At 43.4% G+C, this 20540-nt stretch carries 15 protein-coding genes, 1 tRNA gene and 2 pseudogenes; 9 read left to right on the forward strand and 9 right to left on the reverse strand.

Annotated features, from left to right (window positions below; genetic code table 11):
* Window positions 1–442: 442 nt before the first annotated feature.
* Window positions 443–1909: pseudogene (gene zwf / locus CCS41_RS11275) on the forward strand (glucose-6-phosphate dehydrogenase); the annotation flags it as partial.
* A 79-nt stretch (window positions 1910–1988) separates the two neighbouring features.
* The gene (locus tag CCS41_RS11280) at window positions 1989–3920 is read left to right on the forward strand and encodes a DNA repair helicase YoaA (RefSeq protein WP_072550068.1); all 1932 of its coding nucleotides are present in this window, start codon (window positions 1989–1991) and stop codon (window positions 3918–3920) included.
* Between the two features lie 59 nt (window positions 3921–3979).
* Here the strand turns inward: CCS41_RS11280 and CCS41_RS11285 are convergent, their stop codons facing one another.
* Entirely contained in the window at window positions 3980–5002 is a 1023-nt protein-coding gene (locus CCS41_RS11285; RefSeq protein WP_119797384.1) for an IS630 family transposase, read from the reverse strand.
* Window positions 5003–5392: 390 nt separating this feature from the next.
* Here CCS41_RS11285 and tsaB point away from each other — a divergent pair, with 390 nt between their 5' ends.
* Genes tsaB through rnd form a run of 4 tightly spaced genes read left to right on the forward strand, consistent with a single transcriptional unit; the run spans window position 5393 to window position 9484 of the window.
* Complete coding sequence (tsaB, locus tag CCS41_RS11290; RefSeq protein WP_072551053.1) at window positions 5393–6091, forward strand: tRNA (adenosine(37)-N6)-threonylcarbamoyltransferase complex dimerization subunit type 1 TsaB; 699 nt, start codon at window positions 5393–5395, stop codon at window positions 6089–6091.
* A gap of 27 nt (window positions 6092–6118) precedes the next feature.
* Window positions 6119–6688, forward strand: coding sequence for a Slp family lipoprotein (locus CCS41_RS11295; RefSeq protein WP_083429670.1), 570 nt, complete (start codon window positions 6119–6121; stop codon window positions 6686–6688).
* A 5-nt stretch (window positions 6689–6693) separates the two neighbouring features.
* Window positions 6694–8358, forward strand: a complete 1665-nt coding sequence (gene fadD / locus CCS41_RS11300; protein WP_072551055.1) for a long-chain-fatty-acid--CoA ligase FadD — start codon at window positions 6694–6696, stop codon at window positions 8356–8358.
* 4 nt (window positions 8359–8362) lie between these two features.
* Window positions 8363–9484: a ribonuclease D gene (gene rnd / locus CCS41_RS11305; protein WP_072551065.1), complete on the forward strand. Its 1122-nt coding sequence runs from the start codon at window positions 8363–8365 to the stop codon at window positions 9482–9484.
* A gap of 3 nt (window positions 9485–9487) precedes the next feature.
* Here rnd and CCS41_RS11310 read toward each other — a convergent pair whose 3' ends face one another.
* From CCS41_RS11310 to minC, 4 genes are read right to left on the reverse strand one after another with little or no spacing between them, the layout of a single operon-like run.
* The gene (locus CCS41_RS11310; RefSeq protein ID WP_072551056.1) at window positions 9488–9709 is read right to left on the reverse strand and encodes a hypothetical protein; all 222 of its coding nucleotides are present in this window, start codon (window positions 9707–9709) and stop codon (window positions 9488–9490) included.
* A gap of 44 nt (window positions 9710–9753) precedes the next feature.
* Window positions 9754–10023, reverse strand: a complete 270-nt coding sequence (minE, locus tag CCS41_RS11315; RefSeq protein ID WP_072551057.1) for a cell division topological specificity factor MinE — start codon at window positions 10021–10023, stop codon at window positions 9754–9756.
* Window positions 10024–10027: 4 nt separating this feature from the next.
* The gene (gene minD / locus CCS41_RS11320) at window positions 10028–10840 is read right to left on the reverse strand and encodes a septum site-determining protein MinD (protein ID WP_072551058.1); all 813 of its coding nucleotides are present in this window, start codon (window positions 10838–10840) and stop codon (window positions 10028–10030) included.
* 24 nt (window positions 10841–10864) lie between these two features.
* Entirely contained in the window at window positions 10865–11542 is a 678-nt protein-coding gene (gene minC, locus CCS41_RS11325; RefSeq protein ID WP_072551059.1) for a septum site-determining protein MinC, read from the reverse strand.
* 609 nt (window positions 11543–12151) lie between these two features.
* Here minC and queG point away from each other — a divergent pair.
* A complete protein-coding gene (gene queG, locus CCS41_RS11335; protein WP_420866968.1) occupies window positions 12152–13252 on the forward strand; it encodes a tRNA epoxyqueuosine(34) reductase QueG in 1101 nt (366 codons plus the stop codon).
* 302 nt (window positions 13253–13554) lie between these two features.
* On the opposite strand, the gene CCS41_RS11340 is transcribed toward queG, so the two are convergent.
* The 3 genes and pseudogenes from CCS41_RS11340 to suhB form a co-directional block, all read right to left on the reverse strand.
* Window positions 13555–13630, reverse strand: a tRNA-Gly gene (locus CCS41_RS11340).
* Between the two features lie 285 nt (window positions 13631–13915).
* A complete protein-coding gene (gene csiE / locus CCS41_RS11345; RefSeq protein WP_072551062.1) occupies window positions 13916–15208 on the reverse strand; it encodes a stationary phase inducible protein CsiE in 1293 nt (430 codons plus the stop codon).
* 173 nt (window positions 15209–15381) lie between these two features.
* Window positions 15382–16190 (reverse strand): annotated as a pseudogene (gene suhB, locus CCS41_RS11350) (inositol-1-monophosphatase).
* A gap of 122 nt (window positions 16191–16312) precedes the next feature.
* Between suhB and trmJ the strand changes: the two are divergent.
* Window positions 16313–17050: a tRNA (cytosine(32)/uridine(32)-2'-O)-methyltransferase TrmJ gene (trmJ, locus tag CCS41_RS11355; protein WP_072551064.1), complete on the forward strand. Its 738-nt coding sequence runs from the start codon at window positions 16313–16315 to the stop codon at window positions 17048–17050.
* Here trmJ and CCS41_RS11360 read toward each other — a convergent pair.
* The gene (locus CCS41_RS11360) at window positions 17033–18055 is read right to left on the reverse strand and encodes an IS630 family transposase (protein ID WP_119797580.1); all 1023 of its coding nucleotides are present in this window, start codon (window positions 18053–18055) and stop codon (window positions 17033–17035) included. The genes trmJ and CCS41_RS11360 overlap by 18 nt on opposite strands.
* Before the next feature lie 1830 nt (window positions 18056–19885).
* Here CCS41_RS11360 and sixA point away from each other — a divergent pair.
* A complete protein-coding gene (gene sixA, locus CCS41_RS11370) occupies window positions 19886–20422 on the forward strand; it encodes a phosphohistidine phosphatase SixA (RefSeq protein WP_072551014.1) in 537 nt (178 codons plus the stop codon).
* Window positions 20423–20540 lie beyond the last annotated feature (118 nt).

Consider the following 20540-nt stretch of genomic DNA (forward strand, 5'->3'; position numbering starts at 1 on the left):
TAACCGATTCTCGAGCCTCTTAGGCCGGGTTTTCTTGGGCAGTGTGTGGGGAACATAAAAGGTGTAAGAGAAAGCATAAAGAGCCGTATTTATCAGATTATGAAGACAAACGAGAACGCCCTAGAAAAGTATTTCAGGAAGAGGTGACCTCTTTAGTAATAGGAGGGCAGTGTTCACGACAAGTAGAGAAAGAAAGAGGTTAGCTGGAGGTAGTGCCGTAGGTTGCTTGGTATCATTGGGTAATGAAGCCTCTTCCTGTGTCGCATGATAATAGGGTTGTTACCTCGCATTTGTTGACATCCTTTGTACACAAGGCTCTTATTTGTGCTATGGGAGGAGACATTTTATAGTGGTAAGCCGAGGTAGAAGGAGACTACCACCCGGCAGTGTTTCTGATAGTATTCGTTTACCTATCATCTGTTCGCTAACAAGGAGAATCAATATGGCAGTGATCAATACAGCTCCAGCTTGTGATCTGGTTATTTTCGGTGCTAAAGGTGATCTGGCACGCCGAAAATTGCTGCCTTCCCTTTACCAGTTAGAAAAAGCGAGGCATCTTCATCCTGATACCAGGATCATTGGTGTGGCTCGTGCCGATTGGAACAAAGCAACCTACATCGAAGAGATGAAGGAAGCCCTTGAACAATTTATGAAAGAGAAACCAGATAATCAGTTTTGGCATAAACTCAGTGCCAGGCTAGATTTCTGTCATCTTGATATCAATGACTTAGAAAACTTTAAGAAATTAAGCGCAATGCTTGATCAAAAAAAACGTACCACTCTACATTATTTTGCCATGCCGCCTGACACCTTTGGCACAATTTGTAAGGGATTAGGTCAGGCAGGGTTAAATAAACAACCAAGTCGAGTGGTAATGGAAAAACCATTGGGAACCGATTTAGCATCATCACGGGTAATTAACGACCAGGTTGCTGAATATTTCGATGAGTCTCAGGTTTATCGTATTGATCATTATTTAGGTAAAGAAACAGTGCTCAATTTGTTGGCGCTACGGTTTTCTAACTCATTGTTTGTCTCAAACTGGGATAACCGCACCATCGACCATGTGCAAATTACCGTTGCTGAAGAGGTTGGTATTGAAGGGCGTTGGGGATATTTTGACAGTGCGGGGCAAATGCGTGATATGGTGCAAAACCATCTGCTACAGATCCTTACCATGATTGCTATGTCGCCTTCCGCCGATCTCAGTGCTGACCGTATCCGTGATGAAAAAGTGAAAATACTACGCTCACTACGCCGGATCGATCATGGCAACGTGCGTGATACCACGGTCCGTGGTCAATACACTTCTGGGTTTGTGCAAGGAGAAAAAGTACCAGGCTATCTGGAAGAAGAAGGCGCGAATAAAGATAGTGCGACTGAAACCTTTGTCTCAATTCGTGTTGATATTGATGATTGGCGTTGGGCTGGCGTGCCTTTTTATCTACGCACTGGCAAACGTCTGCCGACTAAATGCTCTGAAGTCGTCGTTTACTTTAAAAATCCAGCAATTAATTTATTTCGTGAATCCTATCAACAACTGCCACAAAATAAATTAATTATCCGTCTACAACCTGATGAAGGTATCGAAATACAAGTACTTAATAAAGTACCTGGCTTAGAGCATAAGCATCGGTTACAAACCACGAAGCTTGACTTGAGTTTTTCAGAAACTTTTCATCAAAAACATCTCGCTGATGCCTACGAGCGCTTACTTCTGGAATTTATGCGCGGTATTCAAGCCTTGTTTGTCCGTCGTGATGAAGTTGAAGAAGCCTGGAAATGGGTTGACTCCATCATGGATGCCTGGCAGACAGACGATGAAGCACCGAAGCCATATCAAGCCGGTACTTGGGGGCCAACCGCTTCTATTGCCATGATTACGCGTGATGGTCGCTTATGGAACGAATGTTCGAAAGAACCTGTTCGAAATCGTCATGAGCGAGGTTCCGACGAGATAATTAGCCCTGAACTGACTGAGAGATAGTGTGATAGACGATTTTACAACAGATGGCGCGTTAGCACGGGCGATCACTGGTTTTAATCCGCGGGGATCTCAGCGGCAGATGGCACAAGCGATAAGTAAAGTCATTGATACTAAACAACAGTTGGTGGTAGAGGCTGGTACTGGAACGGGGAAAACTTTTGCTTATTTGGCACCGGCGCTACGGGCGAATTGTAAAGTTGTCATCTCTACCGGTTCAAAAGCATTACAGGATCAGCTATATGGACGGGATCTTCCTACCGTTGCTGGTGCGGTAAATTTTAAAGGTCGATTGGCGTTATTGAAAGGGCGATCAAATTACCTTTGTCTGGAGCGTTTAGACCAACAATCACTTGCGGGCGGCGAGCAAACAAAGAATACGCTGAAAGATTTGGCACATTTGCGTCGTTGGTCGTCGAAAACACGGGATGGAGATGTTAGCACCTGCTCTCAAGTCTCAGAAGATAGCCTTGTCTGGCCGTTAGTCACCAGCACCAATGATAACTGTTTAGGCGGTGACTGCCCAAGGTACCAGGATTGTTTCGTTGTCAAAGCGCGACGCAGAGCGATAGACGCTGATATCATTGTGGTCAATCACCATCTGTTTATGGCTGATATGGTGGTGAAAGAAAGTGGCTTTGCCGAACTTATCCCCCGTGCTGATGTGATTATTTTTGATGAGGCTCATCAACTCCCTGATATTGCTAGCCAATACTTCGGTCAACAATTAACTAGCCGCCAATTAATGGATCTGGCAAAGGATATCATTATTGCCTATCGTACCGAAGTGAGGGATGTAGTACAGCTGCAGAAGAGTGCTGATAGTTTGGTTCGGCGTACACAGGATTTTCGTTTGGCACTTGGAAACCCTGATTCTCAGGGTAGCTTTCTCGGTAATTTACGCGGTAATTTGCGTGATTTATTACAACAAACACCGATCCAACAGGCGTTGTTATTATTAGATGATGCACTGGAACTCTGTTATGAGGTGAGTAAATTATCCCTTGGGCGTTCCGCTATACTTGATGCGGCTTTCGAGCGCATAACCCTGTACCGTCATCGGTTGAAACGGCTCAACGAAGTGAGTACCCCTGGTTTTAGTTATTGGTATGAATGTAGTTCACGTCACTTTGTACTAGCACTGACGCCGCTTTCCATTGCGGATCGTTTTCATGAATTAATCGCGGAAAAACCGGCTAGCTGGATTTTTACCTCTGCCACATTATCGGTTAATGAACAACTGGAGCATTTCACTCAGCGTCTTGGTTTGATGCAAGCACAAACCCTGTTACTGCCGAGTCCATTCGACTATGCACATCAAGCGTTACTCTGCGTACCGCGTGATCTTCCATCACCTAATCAACCCGGTGCGGCAAAAAGATTAGTTGTTATGCTTCAACCCTTGATTGAAGCTAATCAAGGACGTTGCTTTTTTTTATGTACCTCATACCAGATGATGCGAGAGCTAGCAGAAGCGTTCCGTGCCAACATGGATCTGCCCGTGTTCGTGCAAGGAGAAACCAGTAAAGGGCAGTTGTTAGCCGAATTCGTCACTACGGGCAATGCATTGTTAGTGGCGACTACCAGTTTTTGGGAAGGGGTCGATGTACGCGGTGATACATTATCCTGCGTTATTATCGACAAATTGCCTTTTACTACCCCTGATGATCCGTTATTAAAAGCCAGAATTGAGGATTGTCGTTTACGTGGTGGTGATCCCTTTAATGAGGTTCAACTGCCTGATGCGGTTATTATGCTAAAACAAGGCGTTGGGCGTTTAATCCGTGATATTAATGACTACGGCGTATTAATCATTTGTGACAATCGATTGGTGATGCGTCCCTATGGGGAAGTATTTCTTAAGAGTTTGCCCCCGACGCCGCGTACTCGCGATTTAACCATTGCGATTGATTTCCTCAAAGCACGCATAGATTAACACTGGAAAGATGCGTCATATCTACGAGCAATGTCGACCTGGTATATACCCAAGTGAAATCAAGATGCAGGATTTAGCGCCTGGAAATTATCGTTTAAGCGAGATACCAGAGAACTTGCCATTTGTGGTAGCTTCACCTCAAAGAAGTTTAAGATATCGTTCTTAAAACTCTGTTTAGATGGGTAATATCTATTGTTTCGTGTTTGCTCATTCATCACCTTCCACAATCGCTCTATCGGGTTTAGATTCGGGCTATACGGCGGAAGGTAATGAAGCTGGATATTCAACGTAAGCGCGGCGTCTTGCACAAGCTGTGAACGGTGATAGCCTGCACCCTCGAGGATCACATGTGCCGTTGTCGTGATGGGATAATGCGCGCGAATGGCAGACAGGAAGTGAACCACATTTTCGCTGTTAATCGTCTCATCATCACGGATTATGGGGTTAGCCACATTCTGGATGTTCAAGGCTCCCATGATATTCAACCGCGTTCTGCTCCCGGTGGTCTCTATCGTTTTATCCTGGCCTTTTCGTATCCAGCCGTAGCTTATTTTGGTGGTTTGTGTCGGATGAACGGCATCAATAAACAGTATGGGGTCATTACCCGCGGCGTCTTTCAATTCGCTGTAGGTCTTTATAAATTGCTGCTGTTTCTCAACGGCAAATTTATGCGGAACACCTTTCGGCTTTTTATAGCTAAAGCCATGCTGCTTCAACCCTTTATACAGACCTGATACGGTAAAGGTGATGTTCCAGCGTCCAGCGATATAGGCCACAATTTGGTGATTGTGGTGGTAGAGCTGCTGGGTGAGATGTTCAACCAGCGACGTGGTCTGTTCCGCATTGAGATAGCCATCGGAGCCGCCATTTTCAGGTTTGAGCTTGTTGAGTTTATGATAGTCTGTAAGGTGGCGCCGCACCGTGGTTTCATTAATGAGCTGTGAGTGAGCAATCATAGGGGGAGTCCAGCCGTCTGCGGACAACAAAACACACCGGATCCTGTCACAGACACGGCGGTCATGGCTTTGACGATGTTGGGCTTCGAGGGTAATTTTCTGGTCAGCAGTCAGCTCTATTTTCATGGCTATGAGCATGATCCTTATCGACTTCAAAATCAAGCATCTTCATTGATCACGGGTATATGTCACTATGGTTTTGAAGAGCCTGTTCCAAATTTTCTTGAGCGACGCTCAGACGAAGAAAAAACGGGCTAAAAAGCGCAGTTTATCCTTTGTATATAATAAAAAGGGCATTCATGAGCATTTTGAGCGCGTTTTTGACGAATGACTTGACCAAAACACGGTGAGCACAAGAAATTGCTAACAGGTTCTAAGAAGTCTAATGTTGTAAGGCTCATATCATCGCAAGGTATGCTATGATTTGTGTTCTGCAGGATCTTGTTTACGCTGGGGTTGTAACGAAGCATAACGGACTATAAATAAATCCCTTCTTTTTTTTCTTCCGAGGTTGGCATGTCGGTGCGAATTTTAGCGATTGATACGGCAACAGAGGCTTGTTCTGTCGCCCTTTGGAATGACGGTGAAATTTGTACCTTATTTGAGGTTTGTCCTCGCAAGCACACACAACGTATTTTACCTATGATACAACAGGTTCTAGCTGACTCAGAACTCTCTCTTCATCAATTGGATGCGTTAGCCTTTGGGCGTGGTCCTGGCAGTTTTACCGGTGTGCGTATCGGTATTGGCATTGGGCAAGGGCTAGCATTAGGCACTGATTTGCCGATGATTGGTGTCTCAACTTTACAAACTTTAGCTCAAGGCGCATGGCGGCAGAGTGGAGCGCAGCAAGTATTAGCAGCGATTGATGCCCGTATGGGTGAGATTTATTGGGGGCAATTTACGCAAAGTGCCTCTGGTTACTGGCTGGGAACAGATAGCGAGGCAGTTATCACACCTCAACAGGCTTTATTGTGTTCACAGTCGTTGGCAGGTCATTGGGTTACTGTGGGGACGGGTTGGCAAACCTATCCTGATTTGATTGCCGACAGCGGAGTGATCTTGTCGACGGGGCAATTAACATTACCACGGGCGGAAGATATGTTACCGCTCGCGTTACAATCGTGGTACGACGGAGATGTTATCAAAGTTGAACAAGCTGAACCGATCTACTTACGCAATGAAGTAACGTGGAAAAAATTAAATAGATTTTGAGCAGATTTTTGGCGGAGATAACCTGTGGTGACAATCAATGTATTTAGCAATAAAGCGTCTTTTACAGCATTGACTTTGGCTGTTATGTTGCTGGTGGGGTGTGTGAATGTACCTAAAGTGCTAGAAGGCACCACCAGGACACCACAACAAAATCTGAATGTAATAAAAATGACCCCTCAGGCGTTTATCGGGCAAGAAGCCCGCTTCGGGGGGACTGTTGTGAGTGTTGTCAATGAGCCGAAACGGACGCGTTTGGAAATTACCAGCGTTCCTCTGGATAGCGGTGCCAAACCGATTTTAGGTGAAGCGTCTCAAGGGAGGATTATTGCTTATGTTAATGCGTTTCTTGAACCTGTAGATTTTCAAGGGCGTTTAGTCACGGTTATTGGATCCGTTGCCGGCATTGAAAAGGGTAAAATCGGCAAAGTTCCCTATGATTTCGTAGTGATTAATGTTAACGGTTATAAGCGTTGGTATCTGGCGGAGCAAATCGTTATGCCACCGGCGCTAATGGATCCCTGGGGCTTGCGTGGTTATCCCAATTGGGGATGGTACAATAACCAGACTGCACAAATACAGACTATCGTTACCGAGTAAGCAAGGTGGAAGAAATATGGTTAAAACGTTATCCCGTTGACGTGCCAGCAGAGATTAACCCGGATCGTTATGCGTCTTTGCCAGAGATGTTCGAGAATGCAGTATTAGCTTATGCAGACAAAGTTGCCTTTATTAATAAAGGTGAGGCGATGACTTTCCACCAGTTGGAAGAGCATAGCCGTGCTTTTGCTGCCTACTTGCAACAGGAATTGGGTTTAAAAAAGGGCGACCGGGTTGCTCTAATGATGCCAAACCTGTTGCAGTATCCCATCGCACTGTTTGGCATTTTACGGGCTGGCATGATAGTCGTGAATGTCAATCCCCTCTATACATCACCTGAATTGCAACATCAACTCAACGATAGCGGTGCAACGGCGATCGTGATTGTGGCTAATTTTGCCCGTACTTTAGAAAAAGTTATTGGCTACAGCCAGATAAGGCATGTCATTTTGACGCATGTGGGGGATCAATTTTCAGTCGCCAAGAAGATTGTAGTGAATTTTGTGCTGCAATATATCAAACGGCAGATACCCCAATATCACTTGCCTGGTGCCGTCCCCTTTGGTACTGCGTTGCGCAAAGGGCAACAACTACAATATGTGAAACCAGATATCATCAACACTGATGTGGCGTTTTTACAATACACCGGTGGCACGAGCGGATTGGCTAAAGGCGTCATGTTAACTCATCGCAATATGTTGTCTAATCTTGAGCAAGTAAAAGCATCCTACGGATCATTACTGCAATCAGGGCAGGAATTGGTCGTTACCGCTTTGCCGCTTTATCATGTTTTTGCTTTGACCATTAATTGCTTATTATTTATCGAACGAGGTGGAAAAAATTTATTGATCACCAGCCCGCGTGATATCTCGGCGATGGTAAAAGAATTAAGTCGTTATCCCTTTAGTGCGATAACAGGTGTTCATACGTTATTCAACACGTTATTAAATCATGCAGCTTTTAAAAAACTTGATTTTTCTACATTGCGTTTCTCAGTCAGTGGTGGCATGCCAGGACAAAAAACACTCGCAGAGCAATGGCAGCGACTAACCGGTCAACACCTTAATGAAGGTTATGGCCTGACGGAATGTTCGCCATTGGTTACCAGTAACCCACACGACCTAAAAACGTATAGCGGGAGTGTCGGAATACCGGTGCCATCAACAGAGATCCGTTTACTCAATAGTAAGGGTAAGAGTGCTCTTCTCGGTGAACCAGGTGAATTATGGGTACGTGGACCCCAAGTTATGTTAGGTTACTGGCGACAATATGCCGCCACACAGCAAGTCTTACAAGATGGCTGGTTAGCAACCGGTGATATCGCGACTATGGATGATCAAGGTTTTTTGCGTATTGTGGATCGTAAAAAAGATATGATTTTGGTTTCAGGATTTAACGTTTATCCCAATGAAATCGAGAGAGTGGTTGCCATGCATCCGAAAGTGCTGGAATCGGCAGTAGTGGGTGTGCCTAATCACATTTCGGGTGAAAGAGTAAAAATTTTTGTGGTGCGAAAAGATAGCCGTTTGAGTAAAGATGAACTGCTTGCCCACTGTCGTCGTTACCTCACGGGTTATAAAGTACCGAGAATAGTAGTGTTTCGCGACCAATTGCCGAAATCTAACTTAGGCAAAATACTCCGCAGGGAACTGCGTAATGAAAGAGAATGATACTTTGGATTATCAATTGATCACGAGTGACAGTGCGTTGCAAAGAATTTGCGAGCAAGCTCGTACCCGTAAAGAAGTGGCACTGGATACAGAATTTATCAGAACACACACCTATTACCCGCAGTTAGGTTTGATGCAATTGTACGACGGTGAAAATCTGTCCCTTATCGATCCACTTGTTATCAGAGAATGGCAGCCCTTTTGTCAGCTGTTACAGGATAAAAATGTGGTGAAGTTTTTACATGCGGGAGGAGAAGATATTGAAGTCTTCTTACATTTCTTCAATCAGTTAGCGACTCCCATGATTGATAGCCAGATCCTGGCGGCTTTTACTGGACACAACCTGTCCTGTGGTCTTGCCACTTTAGTGAAGCAATATTGCGGTGTTGAATTGAATAAGAATGCATCGCGTACCGATTGGTTGATGCGCCCACTGAGTGAAGAACAATGTCATTATGCTGCTGCCGATGTATTTCACCTTTTGCCACTCGCGAAACAATTGGTTGCCGAAACAGTTGCTGCCGGTTGGATGGAAGCCGTTGAATATGAATGTTTATTACTTGTTCACCGTCGTAGTCAAATTCTGGATCCAGCACTGGCTTACCGTAAAATTGCTCGTGCCTGGCAATTATCGATCCCTGAGCTGGCCTGTTTACAAAAACTGGCTGAATGGCGTTTAAACGAAGCACGTGAACGCAATTTAGCGGTGAATTTTGTGATACGGGAGGAACGGTTGTGGAAGGTTGCACGTTATCGACCCACTTCTCTTGGGGAACTGAATTCACTGGGACTGAGCAGGTTGGAGGTCCATTCTCACGGGAAAGCTTTGTTGGAATCAGTCGCACAAGGCAATCTGGCACCAGAAAAACTGCTACTACCATTGGCAACCACTTTGTTTGAACAGCATAACTATAAAGAAGCTTTCAAAGAGATTAAGAAGAAAGTGCAATTGACTAGTCTGACTTGCGGACTAAACAGCGAGTTGTTGGCTTCACGTAGACAAATTAATCAACTATTAAAATGGCATTGGCAGCCAAAATCAACAGAGCAGCTGCCAGAACTCATCACTGCATGGCGTGCTGAGTTATTAGCCTCGCCGTTACAGGAAATACTCAAAAAATATTAGGATCTAATACCGGGGAGGAGTGATTGCCGTGTCCGGTCTATCTGGTTGTTCAGCAAGAAAATGTTCGTAAATTGACGGGATTTCAACCCTATCAGGGACGGATAAATAGTAGTGCTGATTATCATGATTTTGAATCACAGCTCCATCGGCAGCGAGTACACCAGTAGCAGTACCACTCAGTAATATTGTTGAAGCAATGACTATCCACCTTTTTTTTTCTGACATTGTCTTACCCTCATGATGTGAAAAATTAAATCACTTGAAACCCGTCATTTTGATGTTTCTTCCATATCCGGTAAAGTTACATTCAGTTCTAATACCGAAATATCATCCCCTTTCTGTTCAAACTGTACTTGCAACATGTCAGGATTGATCTGCACATATTTACAGATTACCGCCAGAACATCACGTTTCAAATCGGGCAAATAATGAGGTTCTTGTTCGCCACGACGACGCTCGGCAACGATAATTTGTAGCCGCTCCTTGGCGATATTGGCCGTCGGTTTTTTCCCTGACAGAAAAAAGTCTAATAAAGCCATCGTGTTATCCTCCAAAAAGGCGTTTTAGAAACCCTTTTTTTTCTTCTTCAATGAAACGGAAGTTGCGCTTTTCTCCTAATAAGCGAGCGACAGTATCAGCATACGCTTTACCGGCATTGGATCCCCCATTTAGGATCACGGGTTCGCCTTGATTGGAAGCGCTCAAAACAGACTGATCTTCCGGGATAACGCCCAACAGTGGGATCCTCAATATGTCAAGAACATCCTCCATACTCAGCATATCACCACGGCTAACTCTACTTGGATTATAGCGAGTGAGTAATAGGTGTTCTTTAATTGGCTCTTCACCTCGCTTAGCACGACGCGATTTTGATGATAAAATACCAAGAATGCGGTCGGAATCACGTACTGAGGAGACCTCAGGGTTGGTCGTGATAATCGCTTCATCGGCAAAATACAGTGCCATCAATGCCCCCGTTTCAATCCCTGCAGGGGAATCACAAACAACATACTCAAAATTCATCTCATCAAGACCCGTTAACACTTTCTCGACGCCTTCTTTAGTCAGAGCATCTTTATCACGGGTTTGTGAGGCAGGTAAAATATACAGATTCTCTGTGCGTTTATCTTTGATTAATGCCTGATTTAAGGTGGCATCCTCCTGAATCACATTAACAAAGTCATAAACCACCCGCCGCTCACAGCCCATAATCAAATCAAGGTTACGCAGGCCAATATCAAAATCTATGACCACTGTTTTTTTACCCTGTTGAGCCAAACCCGTCGCGATGGCCGCACTTGATGTCGTCTTGCCAACACCCCCCTTACCCGATGTAACAACAATGATACGTGCCATGAAGTGGATTCCTTGTTAAAGGGCTTAGTTTAATGATTCTATAGCTAGGGCATTACCCAATAAATAGAAGCGAACAATCTTGTCTTTATAGTCAGACGGAATTTTATCGCTCAACCAATAATGCCCAGCGATAGAAACCAGTTCAGCTTCCGATTGCGTACAAAAAATTTGACATTCAACATTGCCAGAGACTCCTGCGAGCGCCCGTCCGCACATTTTTCCATAGACATGGATATTACCATCGGCAATTAACTCGGCACCACGGCTGACACTACTCATAACAATCAAATCACGATGACGAGCATAAATTTGTTGACCAGAACGGACAGGAGTGCGGACGATTTGTGCTTTATTAGACAAACTACCCTCAGGTGGATTTGGTGCCGAATTTTCTTTTTTTCCTTCACTGAGTAACGGCAAATTTGCTTTTATCAGTGCAGTTTTGTGTTCATCATCACGAAAACCACTAAAGCCAACAACATGCAAGCCAACGCTTGCCACCACTTGTTGCAGCTCCACCCAATTTGTTTCTGTCGGCAACATGGCGACATTAATCACCACGGGCGCATTTTGCAGAAATGTGGGCGTTTTATCCACTTCTTGTTGTAATGCCAGGCGGATCTCCCCCGGTTGTGAACTGTGTAAGTGCACAACCACCAGGGTAAAATTACTGCCTTGTAGTTTTATTGGCGACGATGACATCTATTTTGACTCGGTTTCCACTAGGTTAACCCATTGTAACACCCTATTACAGCTGACATTCTGCCCTACATAAGTAGGGCGTCTACAATAGACTTTTTGCAAAACCTACTACGTGTTGTAGAGCCTACTACGCGCTGCAGATCCTGTGTTACGCGGTGCTCACAATTCTCATATACTTGCATGTAACTGCAGCTGTTGCGCTACTAGGCGCCTTGACTTCACATAATGAACTCTCCACATAACGCACTACGGCTTTGCAAGAAGCCTAATAAAAAACAAAACTATTGGTACTAGTATATTAGATTTCTTGCGAAAATGACTTAGAACCTGTTCGAAATCTCTTGTGTTAGCCGTGTTTTGGTCAAGTAATTCGTCAAAAATGTGCTCAAAATGCTCATTGACTCCCTTTTGTTGTATACAAAGAGTAGACTGCGCCTTTTCGCCCATTTTTGCTTCTTCTGAACACAGCCCAAAAGATTTGGAACAGGTTCTCATGAAATGCAGCATAACTTTGCTATGTTCACTAGCACAGTTATCTTTCTGCTTTTTTTGTAGGTTACTTATGGCACATCATCTAGATTTAAATCAACTAGCTCAACATATTAAACAGTGGGGCAATCACTGGGCTTCCAGCAAGTAGGAATATGCGATACTGGTTTGTCTGCGGAAGAACCCAAGCTTCAGGCATGGTTAGATAAACAATACCACGGAGAAATGGCATGGATGGCACGCTACGGTATGCTACGTGCGCGACCACATGAGTTACTGCCCGGCACCTTAAGGGTAATCAGCGTACGCATGAATTATTTACCCGCTGAAGCTTCCTTTGCTAGCACATTAAATAATTCCGATTTGGGTTATATCAGCCGCTATGCCTTGGGGCGGGATTATCATAAACTGTTGCGCCAACGGCTTAAAAAACTGGGCGATAAAATTCAAACTTATTGCAGTGATATTAACGAAATTAGTTTTCGTCCTTTCGTTGATTCAGCACCTATTATGGAGCGGCCATTAGCGGTGAAAGCGGGGCTTGGATGGGTCGGTAAACATTCTCTGGTATTAAATCGTGAAGCCGGTTCTTGGTTTTTTTTAGGCGAATTATTAATTGATTTACCTCTGCCCATTGATCAACCCGTACAGGAAGGGTGCGGACGCTGCGTTGCTTGTATCACTATCTGCCCGACACAGGCGATTGTCGCCCCCTACACTATCGATGCCCGCCGTTGTATTTCGTATCTCACCATTGAATTGGAAGGTACCATCCCCGAAGAATTCCGTCCGTTAATGGGCAATAGAATCTATGGCTGTGATGATTGCCAGCTAATTTGTCCGTGGAATCGTTTTGCGCAACTGACCGATGAGGAAGATTTTAGTCCACGGGCGTCATTACATACACCCAAGTTACTGGATCTCTTTGCCTGGGATGAAGAACAGTTTTTGCGAATAACCGCAGGCTCCGCCATCCGGCGTATTGGTCATCTACGCTGGTTGCGTAATATTTCGGTTGCATTAGGTAACGCTGACTACCAGGACAATATTGTATTAGCACTGGAAAAACGCCGAGGTTTGCACCCTATGCTCGATGAACACATTGAGTGGGCGGTTAATCAACAGCTAACTCGTCGTGTTGCGCAAGAGGTACAGGTTCAATCGGCACAAAAAAAACGGCTGGTTCGTGTGGTGAAAAGAGGATTACCTCGGGATGCCTAATACTTTTCAATCAGTTATTATTTTGTGGATAATGTTCCGACCTCCTTGTGCATAAAAATAAAAAACCTTGTCAATTAAAAGAAAAAAAATAGCAAGTGATTGATTTAATATTTGCATATAAAAATAAAATAAATAAAATCAATTAGATATATAATAACAATGGAGTGCTATTAACTCATTACCAGTATGTGAGGAAGGGGGAATATGTGGATAAGTCTGTTGACGAAATTAATTTTTTGAGTGATCGGACTGCGTGGTAGCCTAATATGCTTTGTGGATAATCGAGGTGAAATTGAAAAAATTGGAGCGGGAAACGAGACTCGAACTCGCGACCCCGACCTTGGCAAGGTCGTGCTCTACCAACTGAGCTATTCCCGCTTTAGACGCCTAAAAACCGCCTTTGGAGCTACCGTATAGGCGATAGCTTGTGAGCATAAAAGTGTTTTGTTCACAGCCATCCACCGGTACGGGGGCGCATTATACGAGAATTTTACGCGACGGCAAGCCTCTTAGGAAGAAAAAACCGTTTTTTGTTGGTAAGTGATGAACAAAAATACAATTCATAACGAACGACGGTTTTGCAAGAAGTCTAATGATTTTCCCCGAGTAACTCGCAGCTTGAAGACGGGGATTTTATAATGCATGGGAACAATACAGTCAAATCTAATAATTTGAATGATGAGGTGTTTCCAGTAAAATACGTATTCGCTCGCTTTGTTGTTTAGTCAGTGGTAGAAAAACTTGCGTCAATGGCGGTGCTGATGGGGAAAAAAGAACAAAATAGGGTGTTATTACTAATTCATCATCCATTGGTTTCCCTGATTGAAGATATTGATCGAGAGGCAGATATCTGATATGCAGTGGCAATATTGTCAACTCTCGAATTTGCTGTTCCAATTGATCTTCGAGTTGAGAATTATCCCGGGTGAGTAGAAGTACCTGTTTTTCCTGTAAGGCATTACCTTGCATTAACCAGGCACCAAAACTCAGTGCGATCAGTCCCGTTTCTTCCGATGAAAATTCGATTTGATATTCTCTTTCAAACTCTCTCAAAGATTGCTGGGTAGTACGTAACAATCGTGGATATTTTTTAGTGATTCTCTCTAATGATAAACCTTCAACACCAATATCAAAGTGACAACGTGGGATGGCCTGTCCTAAATGAGCAAATAATCGACTCGCTAACGCCAGCTTGTTGCTCACTTTTTTCTCGGACAATTGCTGAAAACGGCTAATTAATTGATGAATGGAGACCATTAATCTCGTATCTTCAACTGAGCTGCTACTATCATAATTATGAGGTTTAAGCAAGGTCAGCATTAAGATGATCATATCTCGTTCAATGGTAGCCAAAGGGGTAGGTAAAAGGGGATTTACTGAATGAAACAAGATATTAGCGGCGGCCCGTTCTCGTTTCTGATTCAGCCAGTCCCTCTGATTGGTTTTTAGCTTGAGGCAGCATTGTTGCTGGTTTTCCCAGGCACAATAAAAAATATAAATCAGTAAAAACCGGCGATCCCTCTCACTAAAAGGCTGTGTCAGCAGCTTTTCACAATGAGCAATGATTCGCTGTAACTGCGGTTTTAACCAGTTATCGACTTGATGCGATTCTAAAGACAATGCTTGATATAAATACACAGAAAAGTAGTTATCAATAAACTCAGGGCAATAGCGTAATCCACGGCGTAACCAATGGATGAGGCACAGCCTTTTATCCAATAATTTTCCTTCAAGTTGGCAACGGTTATTGGCGTGGATACAAATATCCAGATGATATAGTTTTATATCATTGGCAATATCAGCGATATCTTGTCGACTAATCGTAGATGCTACGCCATTGAATTGACTAATAGTCTCTAGTGGCACCGCTGATTTTGGTGAAAAAAGCATCAACAATGCACGACACTGTCGCTGTTGATTAGATAGCTTAATCACAGGAAAAGTTTCCAGGCTCATACATCCTTCTGCAAGAGTAATGTTAGTACTTATCAGTCTAAGCATAGCAAAAGAGGTAAATAGAGCTTGTTTAAGTGATGATTTTTACATTGGCTTACAACTTACTGTTTTTTCTTGATGTCCTTGGCGCCTGTTCGGAATCGTCGTATGTGAAGCTTAGACGGAGAAAAAAATCAGCGTTTAAGTGCTTCGCTCGATTCTTCACGTATTGTTTGCAGCATCGCTTTAACTACATTTGAATTACCAGCGACAACATTACCGGAATCGTAATAATTATGATTACCAGTAAAGTCTGTTATCAGAGCGCCAGATTCACGTATTAGTAATTCACCGCCGATAAAATCCCGAGGTTCTAAACCGACACCAAAGAAACCGTCCACACGGCTCGCGGCAACATAGGCCAGATCTAGGACAGATGAACCAGAACTATTCATATCAGTGCATTGCATAAACAATTTGTTAAATATATTGAGATAACTTGCTGAGTGTTGACGGGAATTAACGGATAAAGCTGTCACTAGCGTAGCGGTACGCAAATCTCTTTTTTGGGCAGCGATAACACGCAACCGATAACCGTTAAGCTGTGCTCCTTGCCCGCGGACCGCGGTGAATAATTCATTGCGCACCGGGTCGTAAATCGCAGCAACCTCAGTGTGCTCTTTGATACGCACAGCAACAGATATCGCAAAATGAGGTAGGCATTTGATAAAATTGGCAACACCACCCAGTGGATCAATAACCCATTGTACATCCCTGTCATCACCAATGCGTTCACCACAATGTTTAGCGATGATACTATGTTTGGGGTAGTATTTTTTGATAACGTCAATAACCTGACGTTCTGCCCCTGAGCAAGACAAGTAACAAAATCATTCCTGCTTTTGTTACTCGATTCGGTAGAATTCTGGAGGTGATAACTTTGGGCGATAAAATCACCGGCCTTACGTGCAGAACGTATGGCAATAGTCAGCATTGGATGCATGGGTATTTTTTCCACTAGGATGTTAAAGAACAGGAAGCGGCGCGCAGTATAGCAGGGGATCGAAAAAATGCCTACGTCTGTGTTAAAATGTGTTTGTCTCCCCTTAATCATTCAGAGTGAGCATGCTACATAATATTCGTATTATTTTGGTTAAAACATCGCATACTGGAAACATAGGTTCGACCGCAAGGGCAATGAAAACCATGGGGTTAACTCGTCTATATCTGGTGAATCCACTGGTAAAACCGGATCACCAGGCCACCGCATTGGCTGCTGGTGCCGCTGACATTATCAAGGAAGCGACTCTTGTCGATACGTTGGATCATGCACTAAAGGGATGCAGCCTGGTGATCGGAACCAGCGCCCGTTCACGTACTCTATCATGGCCGATTTCAGAACCGTCTGAGTGCGCTGTTCGTAGTGTTTCTGCGGCTAGACAAGCGCCTGTTGGGCTGGTATTTGGCTGTGAACGCACAGGGTTAACTAACGAAGAATTGCAAAAATGCCATTATCATGTGGCAATCCCGACAAACCCAGAATACAGCTCGCTTAATCTGGCAATGGCAGTACAAATTCTCGTTTATGAAATACACAAGGCTTCTCTAAAGTTACAGCAACCTTTGCTGCAACCAGAAGAAACCACAGCCTACCCACCAGCCGATGATCTTGAACGTTTTTATCAGCATCTAGAGCAGACTTTGGTCCACACTGGTTTTATTCGTCAGGTTCATCCGGGACAGATTATGAACAAATTACGTCGTTTATTTACTCGTGCACGCCCTGAGAGCGAAGAACTCAATATTTTGCGCGGTATACTGACGTCAATCTATACCCAAGTGAAATCAAGATGCAGGATTTAGCGCCTGGAAATTATCGTTTAAGCGAGATACCAGAGAACTTGCCATTTGTGGTAGCTTCACTTCAAAGAAGTTTAAGATATCGTTCTTAAAACTCTGTTTAGATGGGTAATATCTATTGTTTCGTGTTTGCTCATTCATCACCTTCCACAATCGCTCTATCGGGTTTAGATTCGGGCTATACGGCGGAAGGTAATGAAGCTGGATATTCAACGTAAGCGCGGCGTCTTGCACAAGCTGTGAACGGTGATAGCCTGCACCCTCGAGGATCACATGTGCCGTTGTCGTGATGGGATAATGCGCGCGAATGGCAGACAGGAAGTGAACCACATTTTCGCTGTTAATCGTCTCATCATCACGGATTATGGGGTTAGCCACATTCTGGATGTTCAAGGCTCCCATGATATTCAACCGCGTTCTGCTTCCGGTGGTCTCTATCGTTTTATCCTGGCCTTTTCGTATCCAGCCGTAGCTTATTTTGGTGGTTTGTGTCGGATGAACGGCATCAATAAACAGTATGGGGTCATTACCCGCGGCGTCTTTCAATTCGCTGTAGGTCTTTATAAATTGCTGCTGTTTCTCAACGGCAAATTTATGCGGAACACCTTTCGGCTTTTTATAGCTAAAGCCATGCTGCTTCAACCCTTTATACAGACCTGATACGGTAAAGGTGATGTTCCAGCGTCCCGCGATATACGCCACAATTTGGTGATTGTGGTGGTAGAGCGGCTGGGTGAGATGTTCAACCAGCGACGTGGTCTGTTCCGCATTGAGATAGCCATCGGAGCCGCCATTTTCAGGCTTGAGCTTGTTGAGTTTATGATAGTCTGTAAGGTGGCGCCGCACCGTGGTTTCATTAATGAGCTGTGAGTGAGCAATCATAGGGGGAGTCCAGCCGTCTGCGGACAACAAAACACACCGGATCCTGTCACAGACACGGCGGTCATGGCTTTGACGATGTTGGGCTTCGAGGGTAATTTTCTGGTCAGCAGTCAGCTCTATTTTCATGGCTATGAGCATGATCCTTATCGACTTCAAAATCAAGCATCTTCATTGATCACGGGTATATAAAGCGGTTTCATAGTGGTCATACTATACAGTTGCCGTTTATGTACGTAGCGTTACATTCAGTGAAAAATTATTAGAAGCTCATCGTGTTAAAACGATGTGCTGACAATTGATCGAACATTCCAGACAAAAAATCCCTTCTGCAAGCGTAGCTTGAAGAAGGGTTGCCAATTGGCTAACACCAGGGAAGGGGACATAGTACTCTATATTGAGTACTATATACCCTTTATTTACGTAACTTTTCAATTACTGATCGTTCAGTGTGATTTCTCAATTTCAACCTAGTCGTCATAAAATGACATGGCAAGAGTGGCATAATCTGATTATGGAATAATACCTAATATATTGATAATAAATAATTTTTTAATAAAAACAATCATATCATACAGCCTTTGTGATATCTGAGAGCCTGTTTGAAATCGTCATGAGTGACGCTCAAAGAAAAGGAAAAAATTAGCGAAAAGTGCAGTCACTTTTTGTAACAATAAAGGGTAATAAATAAGCATTTTTTATCCCATTTTTGACGAAGTATCAACGAGCGGAATAGATTTTTAGTAGGTTGTGGGATTACCCTATAATTGTATTACACCGAATTATCAATGAGCTTTTGCATTTTGCATAGATTTGGTATAGGTTCTGCGAATGATATCCGTATTTTTTTAACTTTCTTTTCTAAAAAGCTTTGGTTAATAACCGGAGTTTTTTGTGTTCTGCCGTTTTCACATGAATATCTTCATATAAGTACTGTAATTAACATTTTTATTGAGGAATTTACGGTATACAAAGAGGGAGAAAGCGGTATCCCTACTCGTTAAATTTACTTTCTAAGGATTAATATAATGCGCGAAGAGGCTATCGCTGCTATTGGTAATAGATTCCTTGTAAAACTGTAGTGCGTTATGTGAAGTCAAAGCGCGTGGAGCTCCTGGCTTCACGATAGCATTCCGTCTTAGAGTATTTTTTACTTATTTTCCGGTGATGTTAATGTTCATACGATTAAAATCGATCCTTATAATCTGGTGGAGCTTGATGTGAGTTTTCCCTTTGGAAAGATGATAATTGTCGAATAAAAAGAGGGGCGTTTCTGTGCCATTTGATTGCTTAGTTTGCTTTCTAGCCAATGTGTACATCTTTAACGTCATAGTCTTAGCCACTTGCGAAACCTATTGCTTTCGCTGATATTTCGTCAAAAATGTGCTCATTTATTCCTTTTGTTGCTAAAAAGTAAATGCAGACTGCACTTTTTCGCAAATGAATCGTTGAAATTTCAAGTTGAAAAAAATAAAACCAAATTCCAGCAAATATCAGGTTTTAACTTGAGAGTAAATTAATAAAAATAAATGATAAGGTTATCCTTATTAGTAGGGTGATGTCAGTAATTAGCAGCAATTATTCAGCACTGTACTATGATGATATTAAATAGAGTTGTGTTATCTGGATAGAAGTGTTAATGCCAGGTTTGTTTAACAGAAGTTAAGGGTATGGGTAGAATTTTTGTTAAAGGTAATAACCACTCATTAACATCAAGTATAATTATGGTTAAATTATTGATCTTGGTTGATAAGATAGGAAGATAAACTGATTACTAATGGATGTGTATAGAAAATAGACATTTTATTCATGTTAATTTTCAGGCAGAATGCACAGCCGGCATAGAGATAGCGTGTTTATCGTTTGAAAGTTTCTTCGATCTTTAGCTGGGACTTCGGCGTTATAGCATGTTAGGTGTTCCCGTATAACGTTCTTTTTTGTTAATGAAAACGGTGTAATATGCAAGTTTTAATTATGCGTCATGGCGACGCGGTACCGGATACAATCAAAGACGTAGAAAGACCTCTCACCTTATCTGGTCGAGGTGAGTCGCTGCAAGTGGCAAGTTGGCTAAATAAGCAATCCGTGAATATAGAGCAAATATTAGTCAGCCCCTATCTGCGAGCGAAACAAACCCTTGAGGTTACGCGTGAAGCCCTTGTTTTACCAAGAGAGCAAGAGGTCATGCCAGAGCTGACTCCGAGCGGTGACGTGGTATTGATGACTTGCTATTTACAAACGTTGGCGAAAGAAGGGTGTTCCGCGGTACTGTTGATATCACATTTGCCGTTGGTGGGTTATTTGGTTGCTGAACTCTGCCCGGGGCACTATCCCCCAATGTTTGCCACTTCAGCTATCGCTTGTGTTAGTCTCGATGAGAGTACTGGTCATGGTATCCTCGATTGGCAGGCGCGCCCTTCACATACTGATAGCAAAAATATGATTAGTAGTGTTTTTTCTGATACGAACATTGTTGTAAGAAAAATGCACGCATGAGATCTGTGCGTGATTTGTTATTCTAAATGGCCAACGTGCTGCAAATTCTGCATTGCGTGGTGCTCGCAATACTCTTAATGTACACCGCGTGCTTCAAGCGGTCCTGACTTCGCATAAC

This window comes from Candidatus Fukatsuia symbiotica, assembly GCF_003122425.1.
Classification (GTDB): domain Bacteria; phylum Pseudomonadota; class Gammaproteobacteria; order Enterobacterales; family Enterobacteriaceae; genus Fukatsuia; species Fukatsuia symbiotica.